The sequence below is a fragment of the Pseudomonas sp. Marseille-P9899 genome (assembly GCF_903166565.1).
Classification (GTDB): Bacteria; Pseudomonadota; Gammaproteobacteria; order Pseudomonadales; family Pseudomonadaceae; genus Aquipseudomonas; species Aquipseudomonas huaxiensis.
The window spans coordinates 110,731-124,090 of record NZ_CAESCG010000006.1; the positions used below are offsets into that span (position 1 = coordinate 110,731).

Below are 13,360 nucleotides of genomic sequence, written 5' to 3' on the forward strand. Positions count from 1 at the left end.
TGGAACCTGTGGGAGCGAGCTTGGCGGGTCGCCGCACCGTCGCGAAGGACCGCAAAGCGGTCCCAATGCCAGGTTGTCTGGGTTGGGGCCGCTTCGCAGCCCTTCGCGAGCAAGCTCGCTCCCACAGGTTCATGAGCTACTTTGGCACTCAAGCTCTTGTCGCTATAGCCAGACCGCATCCCAATGGGAGTAGTCCCGCACCCTCTCCACCAGACCGGCCCGCAACGGGTTGGCAACGATGTAGCGGACAACGGCCAGAACATTCTCTTCGCGGCGCAAAGCCCGGTCATGAAAACCGGTTTGCCACAGCCGACCAGAACACCCTCGAGCCTGATTCACAGCCCGCGCACTTCGCGACTTGAAGCGCTGCATGATGTTTTCCAGCGTTCCCTTTTTCAGCTCTATCAGCCAGTGGATGTGATCCGGCATCACCACCCAGGCCTGAGAGCAGGCCAGATCTTCTACTTCGATCAGGCGGAGCTGGTGAACGACGAGCCGGGCCAGCCAGAAATCAGCGAAGACCGGAACACGCTTACTCACTTGGCAGGTCAAGACGTACAACTGGCCGGGCTCGGAATACCGGCCAGATCGAAGGCGTTCGGAGGCGTAGTAAGGCATGGAGGGCTACTCGAAACGGAAAGGTTTCAAAGTAGCCAGCGGTGGGAAGGGGAATCGGAGGTTAGTGGTACCAGATGTGTGCACGCCTCTTGCAAATGATGTGGGTGACCTGTGGGAGCGAGCTTGCTCGCGAAGGACTGCGAAGCAGGCCCAAAGGAGGTATCACCTTACTTGGGACCGCTGTGCGGCCCCTCGCGACGGCACGGCGATCTGCCAAGTTCACTCCCACAAGTAGGCGCCACAGCCCTTTACCGCACAAACACCTGCGCCGTAGTAATCGCCATATCCCCCCCAGGCAACTGGATCTTGCCCTTCGGCTCCAGGCTATCGGCATCAAAAATCGCAATGTCGTTGTAGGTGCCCGCAAGGTAGATCCGCGTCCCCGCCTTGTTCATCGAGACGCAGTAGTACGAGTGATCCAGCGTCGCGGCCTTGATCAGTTTTTTCTCCTTGATGTCGTACTTGGCCAGGCGATTGAGCACGCCATACACCACGTTCGGGTCGGTCGGCGAGCGCATGCCGCTGAAGTAGATTTCGGTCAGCGGGCCGAAGTCGACGGTCTGGCTCTTGCCGGTAGCAAGGTCGATGTTGAAGAAGCCGTACACGTACTCGGCCGTCGCCGGGTCCTGCTTCTCGTCCTTGAATTTCGACGCGGTGTAGAGCAGCGAGAAATCATGCCGGTAGGTCTGCTGGTTCCACACGTAGAGCACGTCCGGAGCACTGTAGTTGGGGCGCTTCCAGTTGCGGCTGGGGACGATGACGTCGAATTTGCCCGTCTTCACATCGACCTTGTAGATGTCCGGTCCGGCCACGTACAAGCTGCCGTCGTCAGCGCCCTGCATGATGGTCAGTTGCCGCGGCGCCGGGAAGCTGCGCAGCGGTTTGGCGTTGAGCCCGCCATCGGTGCCGTACACGTCCAGCCGCGGCGCCTGCACTTCGTAGTGGTCGCTGAACATCTTGGTCGGGTTGGCGACGGTGTAGATCTCCTTGCCGTCCTGGCTGATGGTGAAAGAGAACATCGACCGCGCCTTCTCGCCCGGCAACTGGGTGATGCTGGCGTGGAACACCTGTTTGCAACTGTCCAGTTCAACGCCGTAGATGTCGGCGTAGTGGTTGTTCAGCACGTAGGCGGTGCGTTTGTCCGGCGACATCTGCACCGAGCCCGGCCCGAAGGCGTCGGGCATCTGGCAGGTCTTGTAGAGCTTTTCGCTGGCCAGGTCGATGACGTGCAGGTTGTTCGGGTAGTTGGTGGTAACCATGTACTCGTGGCCGGCATTGAGCGCCTTGCCTTCGTCGGCAGCCATCGCCGAACCGGCGCCGAGCACCACCAGAGCGGCCAGGCCGCGGGTTGCAATCTGAAGCATGCGGATATCCCTCTTCTTGTCTGCCTGGGGGCTCATTTGTCGTCCGGGAACACGGTCCCGAGGTTGCGCCAGTTGTCGCCGGAGGCCTGGGCATCTTTGTTCCAGTCGGGGAAGGTGCTCATCATGTCCGGCACCTGCGCGGGCCACCAGCATGGGTCGGAGCAACCATACAGGTCCGATTCCATCGGCTGGCACAGCGACGAGACGCCACCGAAGGCGTCGATTTCCCAGCCAGGGTCGGTGGTCGAGGCGCAGCCGGCGACCGAGTTCATCGCCAGCACTTCTTCGATGCGATTTTCCTCGGCAGCCTGTTCCAGCTTCAGAGCTTTGTTGTTGATCGGCTTGAGATGCTTCATGTCAGTGGACCTTGCGCGCAGTGATGTAGCGGCTGATGAAGGCCGGGTTCTCGGCCATGATCCGGCTGTAGACTTCGATGCCGAAGTCCACCCAGTCACGCATCAGTTCGCAATAGTGGTAGGTCGGATGGGCCGGGTCGCCGTAGCGGGCGTAGCTCTCGTGGTAGCAGCCGCCGGAGCACAGGTTGCGGATGCGGCAGGTGTCGCAGCCGGTGTTGGTGCGGTCCAGGCGCTGTGAGAGGAACTCGTTGAGTTCGACCTGCTTCACCCCGCTGTGCACGTTGCCGAAGGTCGGCAGGCTGGAGCCGGTGAAGCGATGGCAGAGGTTCAACTCGCCCTTGTGGTCCACCGCCAGCATCTTCAGGCCGGCGCCACACGGCAGCGCTTTCTTGTGGCCTTCGTGGATGTCGGTGAGCAACTGGTGCAGGTTGGAGAAACCGATGTTGCGGTGCTCCAGCGCCGCCTCCAGGTACTTGCGGCCGAGGGCCTTCATGTTGGCGAAGACGTCGATCAGTTCCTCACCCGAGAGGTTGTAGTCGCTGATGTCGCCCGAGGTCACCGGGGCGAAGCCGACTTCGGCAAAGCCCATCTCGTTGAACAGGTGGTTCCAGATGGTCTCGATATCGGTCACGCCCTTGGTCAGGGTGACCCGCGCGCCCACCGGGCGGCTGTCGTAGCGCGACAGCAGCATGTCGGCCTTGCGCCGCACCACGTCATAAGTTCCCTGCCCGCCCACGGTGATGCGGTTGCGGTCGTGCACGGTCTTCGGCCCGTCGATGCTCACCGACAACCCGAAGCGGTGGGCGTTGAGGTAGTCGACGATCTCTTCGGTGAGCAAGGTGGCGTTGGTGGTCATGACGAAGTCCACCCGCTTGCCCACCTCGCTGAAACGCCGCTCGCAGTAATCGACCATGTACTCGATCAGCTTGCGGTTGCTCAGCGGCTCGCCGCCGAAAAACACCACGGTGTAGAACGGCTCGTCGGGCGACTCCTTGAGCAGCATTTCCACCGAGGCCACCGCGGTCTCGACTTCCATGCGCTTGCCGGCCGACGGCTTGTCCAGGTCTTCCTTGTAGCAGTAGGTGCAGCTCAGGTTGCAGCCAGTGTTGACGTTGAGCACCACGGTATTGAGCGCGGTGCGCTCGACTTTTTTCAGCGCCGTTTCCGGGCTCAGCGGCGAGCCGTCGCTGACCAGTTCCAGCGCGATCAGCTCGCGCAGGGTCTCGTTGACTTCGACACCATCGAAACGCGCCGCCAGGCGTTGCACCAGGGCATCGCTGGAGCAGCTTTCGTGGCGCAGTGCGTCGATGATTTCCCCGGTCAGGGCATCGCTGGCGAACAGCGAGCTACTGGGGATGTGGAACAGCATGCGGGCGTCATCGACCCGCACTTCATGCAGATTGCGTTCTACCAGATTCAGAATCGCGCCCATCGCAACCTCCTAGAGCATTCGGATGTGGCCAGGTCAAACCGCCGTGTCACGGGATGGGCGGGTTGTTCCAGCGCTGGATGGTCACGATCAGTTGACCTTCGCCGGTACGCGCCTTGCCGGCGTCGTCCACGGCGGCAATGACCTTGAGGTTGCCGGCGTTGTTGGTGGACATCTTGCGCGCCGGGTTCGGGCCGGCATCGCCGGGGGTGAACACGCCGCTGTCGGCCTGCATGATGCCGGCGAACTTGACGTCCTCGTCCTCGCGGGCACGCTCGTCGAACGGCTCGACTTTCCACTGCGCCGGGAACACGCCAATGCGGTAGGCCTTGCCATCGGCGCCCTGGCCCCAGGCCTCGGCGTCGAAGCGGCCCTGCACCTTCGGCGTGGAACCACCGTTGTCACCGACCCGCGCCACGGAGAACGCCGGGACCACTTTCACCTCTGCAATCTCGCGGTACACCGCCAGTTGCGGACCGTCGAGCTTGCCGACGCTGACCGCCTGCAGGCCCTGCGGCGCATCCGCGGCAGCCTTGACCTTGACCCGCACGCGCTGCGGCGTGTTCTCCAGCACTTCGAGCACTTGCACACCCTTGCCGAACGACGGTGTGCCGCTCAGGCCGCTGCCGACCAGGGTCAGCTCGGCTTCGCTGCCGGCCTTCACATAACCTGGCTGCACCGCCAGCAGACGCGGCGATCCTTGCTGTGCGGCCACAAAGTCGAGGCCGCGTTCATCATGAGCTTTTTCGAACATGCGGCCGGTGAGCTGGCCGTTGTTGGCGGCGAGCACCTGGCGCATGCTCACGCCATCCACGTCCACGGTGCCGCGCCATTCATAACCGCTGTAGAGCATCGCCGTGCCCTGGCCCTTGAACGGCGTGCCGTCGGCGTACTGGCCGTCGAGGCTGACCTTGAAGCGGTCGCCGACCTCGGGGCTGACGGTCATCACGCCGTTGAGTTCGCCCTTGCCCGGCAGGTGGCCGCTGAAGCTCCAGGTGCCGGCCAGGGTCGCGGCCTTGGGCATCGACTTCTGCCAGTCGCTCCAGGCCTTGCTGTCGAACGGGTACTTCTGCGCCAGCAGCGGCACCATGTCTTTCTTCGCCAGCTCGAACCAGTCGCGATCGCGGGACAGCGCCTGGTATTCCAGCGACGGCCACTGGCCAAGGTGGAAGTTGACCAGGTGCTCCCATTCCTTGGCCGGACGCCGCTGCAGGGCGATCCGCGCGCCGGAGTGGCAGCGGGCACACATTTGCTGGGTGGGTTCGCCGATCTGCTCGACGGTGTTCAGGCGACGCTCGAGGGCGTAGCGCACGCCGTCGGTTTCGCTGGGCGCCAGGCCCTGGGTGTCGGCGAGGTACTTGACCAGCGTGCGACGGTCTTCGTCGCTGATCTGCAACTGGTGCATGGTCTGCATGCGGCCGATGGTCATCAGCCAGCCTTCCGGGGTCTTGCGTTGGTGGCTGATGCGGCTCAAGGCGTTGTCACCTTCGGGCAGGTGACAGCCCTGGCAGGTTTCCTTGAGGATCGCCTGGGCTTCGCGGGCCTGGCTGATCTGGGGCTGCAAGGCAAGGCTGACGGCCACTGCCAGCATCCCTCCAGCGCTGGCGAACCTGAGTGTTCTCTTCATCGATGACTGACCTCCACGGGGGTTCTTCTTATTGTTCGTACACTTCTTATAGGTCTCTTCCGTCGGCCGTACAGCGGCAGAGCACGGACCGAAGAGCCGCTTGCAAGGGTCGATACATATTGTGTGCCAAGAGCCCCAAGCGCTGTATTCCGGGCTCCGCGGGCCATATGACACGGGCCTCGCGGCTAAATTCGCGACACCTGAGACAACGTGAGACGGCTGTCGCAGGCCGCTGAGAACGTCTCAGCGCCTGTCGCAATTTGCGACGACCGGTGTGCGACACCCGCCCGGCGCGGCAACGTTTCACCCCTTGGATTCACAGCCCTGCAAGGCGACACCCGGCACTTGGCACAGCGGTTGCGATCTGCCTCGGCATCTACTCACAAGAACGAGGTTTGCCATGTCTACCACTGCCCCCCTGCACCCTGCCGTCGAGGCGTTTATCCGACGTGCGCCGACCATGCTGATCGGCGCCGACTGGGTCGAGTCCAGCGACGGCGAACGCCTGACCCTGCGCAACCCGGCCAGCGGCGAGGTGCTGTGCCAGGTGCCGGCAGCCACGCCCACCGATGTCGACCGCGCGGTGACCGCCGCGCGCCAGGCCTTCGATGATTCGGCCTGGAGCCGGACCCGCCCGCGCGAGCGGCAGAACCTGCTGTGGAGACTGGCTGATCTGATGGAGCGCGACGGCGAAATCCTCGCCCAGCTCGAATGCGTGAACAACGGCAAGAGCGCGGTGGTGGCGCGGGTGATGGACGTGCAACTGGCCATCGACTTCCTGCGCTACATGGCCGGCTGGGCGACCAAGATCGAGGGCCAGACCGTCGAGGTGTCGCTGCCGCTGATGCCCAACGACGAGTTCCATGGTTTCGTCCGGCGCGAAGCGGTGGGTGTGGTCGGCGCCATCGTCGCCTGGAACTTCCCGCTGCTGCTGGCCTGCTGGAAACTCGGCCCGGCCCTGGCCACCGGTTGCAGCGTGGTCCTCAAGCCCGCCGACGAAACCCCGCTGAGCGCCCTGAAGCTGGCCGAGCTGGTGCTGGAAGCGGGTTACCCCGCAGGCGTGTTCAACGTGGTCACCGGCACCGGCGTGGTCGCCGGCGATGCCCTCACCCGCCACCCCGGTGTGGACAAACTGACCTTCACCGGCTCCACCGCCGTCGGCCAGCAGATCGGCAAAGTGGCGATGGACAACATGACCCGCGTCACCCTGGAACTGGGCGGCAAATCGCCGACCATCGTCATGGCCGACGCCGACCTGTCCATCGCCGCCGCCGGCGCCGCCCAGGCGATCTTCTTCAACCAGGGCCAGGTCTGCTGCGCAGGCTCCAGGCTCTATGTGCACCGCAAGCACTTCGACAACGTGGTGGCCGACATCGCCGGCATCGCCAACAGCATGAAACTCGGCAACGGCCTCGACCCCAGCGTGCAGATGGGCCCGCTGATCTCCGCGCGCCAGCAGAAACGCGTGTTCGACTACATCGAACAAGGCCGCAACAGCGGCGCCACCATCGCCTGCGGCGGCGAGCAGTTCGGCCCCGGTTACTTCGTCAAACCCACGGTGATCGTCGATGTCGATCAGAAGCACCCGCTGGTGCAGGAAGAGATCTTCGGCCCGGTGCTGGTGGCCATGCCGTTCGACGACGAAGCCGAGGCCCTGCGCCTGGCCAATGACAGCCCGTACGGTTTGGGCGCGAGCATCTGGTCCAACAACCTCGGCGCCGTGCACCGGATGATTCCGAAGATTCGCTCGGGCTCGGTATGGGTCAACTGCCACAGCGCCCTGGACCCGGCACTGCCGTTCGGCGGCTACAAGATGTCCGGCGTCGGCCGGGAGATGGGCGCGGCGGCCATCGAGCATTACACCGAGTTGAAGTCGGTGTTGATCAAGCTTTAAGGGCGACAGCCCTACCTGTTTAGGTACCAGCCGCCCAGACGCTGATCGGGGCCGATCATCACTTACGCGAGGGCGAGACTGCCGTCGTGGGGCGCTGGTGCCTGATCTATGCATGGGTATCAACACATCTCACAGGCAACCACTAACCGTCAGCCACTCGCGATTCTGTGGGAGCGGATTCATCCGCGAAGGGCCGCAGAGCGGCCCTAAATCCATCCAGCACATTGTTTCTGTCTGGATTGGTTATCACATTCAGGCGTCCTGGCGGTCGAAAGCAATGCCAGACATAGACAGCCACCTCGTGCTGGATGGTTTTGGGGCCGCTCTGCGGCCCTTCGCGGATGAATCCGCTCCCACAGTACGAGATGACCTGACGTCCTGGGCTGCCTGCGAGATGTGTAGATACCTATGCTGATCTATGACTCGCTTCGCAGTTCACCCCCTGTGGGAGCTGGCATTCGTGACGGTTCAGCGTCTCTCAAGGACGGTAGCCCTGGCTCAGCAGCCAGCCACGGATGTGGCGCTGCTGTTCGGGGCTCAGCGGCGCCAGCACTTGGTCGGCCGGTTCAGTGCGCAACCGGCTGACCAGCGGCGCCAGTTCCACACCATTCAGGTGCCAGATGCCCAATGGCTGATCGGGGCTGATCACCACGTGCGCGAGGTCCACAAGACCGTCACGCAGCACTGGCGCCTGTTCTATTCGCAGGCTGGCGAAATCCACCTCGGCGTGGATCGGTTCGGCGTCCGGCCATTGCCGCCGCGCCTGCCAGAACGGCTGGTCGGCCCAGCGTTGTTCCTCGATGTAGAAATCCCGCCCAAGCCGGGCAAAACGCCAGAACAGGTGCTCGACCCGCTGTTGATGAAACCGCAGCGCCAGGTCACGGCGTTCCGGGCGTGTCAGCAGGGTGTTGATCACCGCCGGCGCCTGCAGGGCCGAGGACAGGGACTGGAAGATGCCGTTGCCCGACAACGGGTCCACCGCCATCGCCGCATCGCCCACTCGCAGCCCGTTGTCGCCGCCACAGACCGGCGTGAGGATCGCCGTGCTGCTGCGCGCGTGCAGTTGCAGATCGCGTTCGTCCTGTGAGGCGAAAAACGCCCGCGCCAGCGGCGATTGCCAGCGGCGTTCGCGGCAGAAATCGAGCAGCACGGATTTGTCCGGTAATGCCGTACCGGAGACGTCCAGGGTCCACTGCCAGTAGCAGCGACCATCGGCCTGCCGGGCCATCCACATCCAGCCATCGGCCTGGCTTTCCACGGCGCTGGCGCTGCTGCCGGGTTCGCCCTGCCAGCGGTTCAGCAGGCTCAGGGTCTCCGGTCCGCGCCAGGCACGGCCCACGGAACGGTCGTGTTGCGGGGCCTGGCGCCCGCGGGCTTCGACGTAAAAATCAGCGGACAACGCGGGCGCGCCGTCCAGTTCAACGGTCACCCCGCCCGCCTCGCTGCGCACGCCAAGCACCCGCGCTTCGATCAGGCGAACGCCGGCATGGTGCAGATCGTCGCGCAGGCCCTGGTCGAAACGCGGACGGTCCAGCAGGAATTCGACGTTACGGTCATGGGCCTCGCCGTTCCAGCGCGCGTGGCGCCGCGACGGCTCGCTCGCCACCGCCAATGCGCGGTTCAGTCCGGCGCCGCGCAGCGCGTCCAGTACCCGTTGCGAAACGCCTTCGAGCGCGGCGAAGCGCCGCCATTCGCTGACCACGCACACCTCGAAACCGAGCCGGCGCAAGCCCAGGGCAACGGCGGCACCCGCAGGCCCGGCGCCGAGCACGGCGATGGATTTCATGCCTGGCCCTTGTATTCGCGTCCACGGTATTGAGCGTTGTACAGCAGCCACGCCATCACCTGAGGGTTGCTGGCGTGGGGCTGGTCGCGCAGGAAGGCGGCGATATGCCCGGTCAGTGCCGCGCAGCCAAAACTGGCGCCGGACAGCGGGCTCTCACGGGCCCGCACGCAGGCGCCGAAATCGGCCTGGGGCGTGTCCAGCCAGCTCCATTCATCGGGCTGGCAACGCGCATCGCCGGTGATGCGCAGCACCCCGGGATACGCGGCGGGATACACCGGCATGCCCTGCGCCGGGGTCGAGGCGCAGATCAGCACGCCGGCCTTGATCGCTGCCGCGCAAGCGTCGCGCAGCGCCGGGCGGTCTTCGCGCAAACCAAGGCTGAGGTTGATCAAACGCACGCCGCAGCTCACCAGCCAATCAATCCCGGCGGCGACCTGCAAGGCCGTGGTGACACCCCGCTGGTCGAAGACCTGGGCGACATGGATCGGCACGTCTCCGGCACCCGCAGCGATCAGTTGCACCACGGCGCTGCCGTGGCCGAGGGCATCTTCCAACGGCGGCTGCTGGCTGACTCCGACCGAGGCCAACTGGAAGCGCCGCGCCTCGCCCATGCGCGCCAGGGGCGTGCCGCTGTCGACCACGCCAACCCGAAAATCACGCATGGCCGGCCTCCGTCAGAACGTGCAGGCGACCCTCACGCAGGACCAGATGCAGGCTGGCGTCGGCCAGGGTCGAGGGACGGTGGCTGACCAGGATGCGGGTACGGTCAGCAAAGAGTTGGTCAATCGCGGCAATCACTTCACGCTCCGTGTGTTCGTCAACTTGCGAGGTGGCTTCGTCCAGCACCAGCAGCAGCGGGTCCTGCAGCAGTGCGCGGGCGATAGCAATACGCTGTTTCTGACCGCCCGACAACTGCTGGCCGCGCTCGCCCAGCGGGCTGTCGAGGCCTTCCGGCAGGCTGGCGATCAGGCTGTCCAGTTGCGCCAGCCGGGCGACTTCGGCAATGGCTTCGCGGCTGGCATCCGGCACGCTGTAGGCGAGGTTGTCGGCAAGGCTGCCACGAAACAGCACGATGTCCTGGCTGACCACCGCCACCCGCCGCCGCAAGGCGTGCAAGTCGAGTTCGCGCAGGTCAACGCCGCCCAGCAGAATCTGCCCGGATTGCGGATCGTAGAAGCGTTGCAGCAGGTCGATCAAGGTGGATTTGCCGGCACCGGAAATACCTCTCAGGGCGACCTTGCTGCCGTGGGGAATAGTCGCGTCGACATCCTGCAACAACGGCGGCCGCCCCGGATGGGCGAAGCACACCCCGCGCAGGTGCAGGTCGCCGCGGGGCGGCATCGGCCGGGTGTGGGCCGGGCTGTCGACTTCCGGGGCAACGCCGCGCAACTCCATTACCCGACCAAGGCTGACGCTCATACGCTGCATCGCCACATACAAGCCCAGCAGGCTTTGTACCGGGCCGACGGCCATGCCGAGGTAGGTGGAAAACGCGATCAGCGCGCCCAGTTGCCAGGTGCCCTGCACCACCCAGTAACCGCCCACCAGAAACGCGCAGGCGCGGGATAGCGAGGTCAGGGTTCCGGGCACTGCCTGGGTGAAGAATTCGGTGACCTGCACCCGCAGCAATTGGCCCATGTAGCCCTGCCCCAGGCCATCGAGACGGCGCGCCTCACGTTGCTGCTGGCCGGCGGACTGGATGAATTTCATCGCCGGCAGGGTCTCCACCAGAAACGACGAAACGTCCGCCGAACGCTCGCGCAACTGTCGCACCTCGCGCTCGACCTTGCGCCGCATCCAGCGCAGCCAGAGCACGTCCAGCGGAATCAACACCAGCGCCAGCAGCGCCAGCTTCCACGACAACACCAAGAGCATGGCCAACGCGCAGACCAGGCCGATCACGCTGGACACGGCGGAGAACAGCGAGTCCACGGCGAAGCGCTGGATCTCGGCGACATCGCCGTCCAGCCGCGACATCAGGTCACCCAGCCGGCGCTGGCCGTAGAAGGTCGGCGAGAGACGTTGCAGGTGCCGGTACAGCTCGTCGCGCAGGGCGAACAGAATGCGCCCCGAAAGGCGCGTGTGCAGGTAGCGATTGAGCCCGGACAACAGCGTGCCGACGATCCCGGCCAGCACCATCAAGCCGGCGATCAGCGCCAGCTTCGGGAAGTCCTTGGCCAGCAGGCCATCGTCGATCAGCAGCTTGGTCAGCCACGGCTGCACCAACACCAGCGCCGTAGCGCACATCGACAGTCCGAGCAGACCGGCGATGGCCAGCCGCTGCGGGCGGACGAAGCTGTACAACCAACCCAGCGCGTCGTGCAGGGCGGGACGGTCCTGATGCTCGATCAGGCGCGAGAGCAGACGCTGCATCACCGCGGCATCTGCTTGAGCTTGCGGTACAGCGTGGCGCGGCTGATGCCCAGCGCATCGGCAGCCGCCGAGACGTTGCCGTGATGACGGTCGAGGGCCTGGCGAATCAGGTCGTGCTGATTGTGGCGCAGGTTGTCGCGGTTGACCGGTGGCTCGCCGGCGCGCAACTCGTCCAGCAGGTTGTCTGGCAGATGGTCGAGACCCAGCTCCTTTTCGCCGTCTTCGCGCATCGCCAGCAGCAGGCGCAGGCTCATTTCCAGTTGGCGGATGTTGCCCGGCCAGTGATAGCCGGCGAACAACCGCGACACTTCGGCAGACAGCCGCACGCCCTGGCCGCCGAGGCGGGCCAGCAGGCTGTCGATCAGCGCGGGCAAATCTTCGCGCTCGCGCAGGGCCGGTAGCTGCACGCTGATGCCGTTGATGCGGTAGTAGAGGTCTTCGCGGAATTGTTGGTCTTGCACCTGGCGCTTGAGGTCACGGTGGGTGGCGCAGACCAGCGCGATGTCCAGTTCCTGCTCCTGGGCCGCGCCCAGCGGCGCCACCTTGCGCTCCTGCAAAACCCGCAACAGCCGGGCTTGCAAGGCCAGCGGCATGTCGCCGACCTCATCGAGAAACAGCGTCCCGCCATGGGCCTGCTGCAAACGCCCGATCATGCCGCCGCGCCGCGAGCCGGTGAAGGCACCTTCGCGGTAGCCGAACAGTTCCGATTCGATCAGCCCTTCGGGGATCGCCGCGCAGTTCACCGCGATGAAGGGTTTGCCGGCGCGGGCGCTTTCCTGATGCAACGCGCGGGCGACCACTTCCTTGCCGCTGCCGGTTTCGCCCAGCAGCACCACCGGCAAGTCATTGGCCAACCCCTGGCGGGCCATGCGCAACGCCCGGGCAAAACGGCTGTTGCCGGCGCCCAGGGTTTCCAGCGACGGCGTGGTGGAAACAGCGGGCGCGGCGCGGGCGACCAACGCCGGAACCGACACCGCGAGCGGACGCTGCGGGACTTGCAGGGTCTTGTAGTAAAACGCGCCTTTGGCGGTCTCGACGCTGTCGACCTGGCCCTGTTGCAGGCGCGCCAGCCACTGCTCCAGGCGCATGCCCAGCAGGCCGTCGCAGCGCTGGCCAATCAAGTTGGCGCGGTCGCTGCGCAGCAACTGACAGGCCTGATTGCTGGCAGCGAGGATATGCCCGTCCAGGCTCACCGCCAGCAGGCCCTGCCAGCAGGACTCCAGATACTGCCGACGGCTGTGGAAGGCCAGCACGATCTGTTCGGGGAAGCTGCTCTTGAACAACCGGCTTTCGATCTGGCTGACCGCCAGCGCCAGCAACGCGGTGCGGTCGTGCAGGCGGCCCAGCGGACCTTGGCGGGTCAGGTCGAGGACGCCGAGCAGTTCACCTTGCGGGCAGTGGATCGGCACCGAGGTGCAGGAAAAATCGCTGAGCCGTTCAAGAAAGTGTTCGCCACAATCGATCTGCACCGTGCGCGCTTCCACCAGCGCGGTGCCGAGGGCGTTGGTGCCACGGGCGGCTTCGCTCCAGCAGGTGCCGGGGGAGATATCGCCCAGGCCACGGCGCTTGAGCACGGCGGATTCGCCCTGGATGGTGAGAATGGTGGCGTCGGCGTTGGCGAGGATGATCAGGCTGTCCTGGCCCTGGCGCGCGCCGAGGTAGTCGAGCTCGGCGGTCGCGGCGTCCAGCAGTGGACGGTTGTTGGCCAGCAGCAGGTCGAGGCTGGCGGCGGAAGTCAGGGCGACTTCCTGCCCGGCGTTACCGGGAACCCCATGGCCGAGGCTACGGCGCCACGAAGCGTCGATTTCGGCACGCAAAAAACCGTCGGGCAGTTGGCCTTCGACGGACAGGCGTTCCCGGGCAAGGCGGGGGTTAGAGGTCGCGGTGGCGGGTGCTGTTTTTATTGTGCTCAT

The 13,360-nt window shown here is 65.1% G+C and carries 10 protein-coding genes; 1 reads left to right on the plus strand and 9 read right to left on the minus strand.

Annotated elements, in window-relative coordinates:
• Nucleotides 1-162 precede the first annotated feature (162 nt).
• From HWV67_RS24865 to peaA, 5 genes are all read right to left on the minus strand, one after another.
• Nucleotides 163-618 (minus strand): REP-associated tyrosine transposase, encoded by a 456-nt coding sequence (locus HWV67_RS24865; protein WP_175653184.1) that lies wholly within the window; start codon nt 616-618, stop codon nt 163-165.
• A gap of 248 nt (nt 619-866) precedes the next feature.
• Nucleotides 867-1,982, minus strand: a complete 1,116-nt coding sequence (gene peaD, locus HWV67_RS24870) for a quinohemoprotein amine dehydrogenase subunit beta (RefSeq protein ID WP_175653185.1) — start codon at nt 1,980-1,982, stop codon at nt 867-869.
• 32 nt (nt 1,983-2,014) lie between these two features.
• Entirely contained in the window at nt 2,015-2,338 is a 324-nt protein-coding gene (qhpC, locus tag HWV67_RS24875; RefSeq protein ID WP_175653186.1) for a quinohemoprotein amine dehydrogenase subunit gamma, read from the minus strand.
• Nucleotide 2,339: 1 nt separating this feature from the next.
• A complete protein-coding gene (gene peaB / locus HWV67_RS24880; protein WP_110971874.1) occupies nt 2,340-3,770 on the minus strand; it encodes a quinohemoprotein amine dehydrogenase maturation protein in 1,431 nt (476 codons plus the stop codon).
• Between the two features lie 46 nt (nt 3,771-3,816).
• The gene (gene peaA / locus HWV67_RS24885) at nt 3,817-5,394 is read right to left on the minus strand and encodes a quinohemoprotein amine dehydrogenase subunit alpha (protein WP_175653187.1); all 1,578 of its coding nucleotides are present in this window, start codon (nt 5,392-5,394) and stop codon (nt 3,817-3,819) included.
• A 400-nt stretch (nt 5,395-5,794) separates the two neighbouring features.
• On the opposite strand from peaA, the gene HWV67_RS24890 reads away from it, so the two are divergent.
• On the plus strand, nt 5,795-7,288 hold the full coding sequence (locus HWV67_RS24890; protein WP_175653188.1) for an aldehyde dehydrogenase family protein: 1,494 nt from the start codon (nt 5,795-5,797) through the stop codon (nt 7,286-7,288).
• Between the two features lie 478 nt (nt 7,289-7,766).
• On the opposite strand, the gene qhpG is transcribed toward HWV67_RS24890, so the two are convergent.
• The 4 genes from qhpG to HWV67_RS24910 are packed head-to-tail and all read right to left on the minus strand — an operon-like array spanning nt 7,767 to nt 13,360.
• On the minus strand, nt 7,767-9,074 hold the full coding sequence (gene qhpG / locus HWV67_RS24895; RefSeq protein WP_175653189.1) for a flavin-dependent monooxygenase QhpG: 1,308 nt from the start codon (nt 9,072-9,074) through the stop codon (nt 7,767-7,769).
• The gene (gene qhpE, locus HWV67_RS24900) at nt 9,071-9,736 is read right to left on the minus strand and encodes a subtilisin-like serine protease QhpE (protein WP_175653190.1); all 666 of its coding nucleotides are present in this window, start codon (nt 9,734-9,736) and stop codon (nt 9,071-9,073) included. Before qhpE ends, qhpG begins: the two co-directional genes overlap by 4 nt.
• Nucleotides 9,729-11,447 carry an ABC transporter ATP-binding protein gene (locus HWV67_RS24905; RefSeq protein ID WP_175653191.1) on the minus strand — a complete coding sequence of 573 codons (1,719 nt, stop codon included), beginning with the start codon at nt 11,445-11,447 and terminating at the stop codon, nt 9,729-9,731. Before HWV67_RS24905 ends, qhpE begins: the two co-directional genes overlap by 8 nt.
• The gene (locus HWV67_RS24910; protein WP_175653192.1) at nt 11,447-13,360 is read right to left on the minus strand and encodes a sigma-54-dependent Fis family transcriptional regulator; all 1,914 of its coding nucleotides are present in this window, start codon (nt 13,358-13,360) and stop codon (nt 11,447-11,449) included. The genes HWV67_RS24905 and HWV67_RS24910 overlap by 1 nt, the downstream gene beginning before the upstream one ends.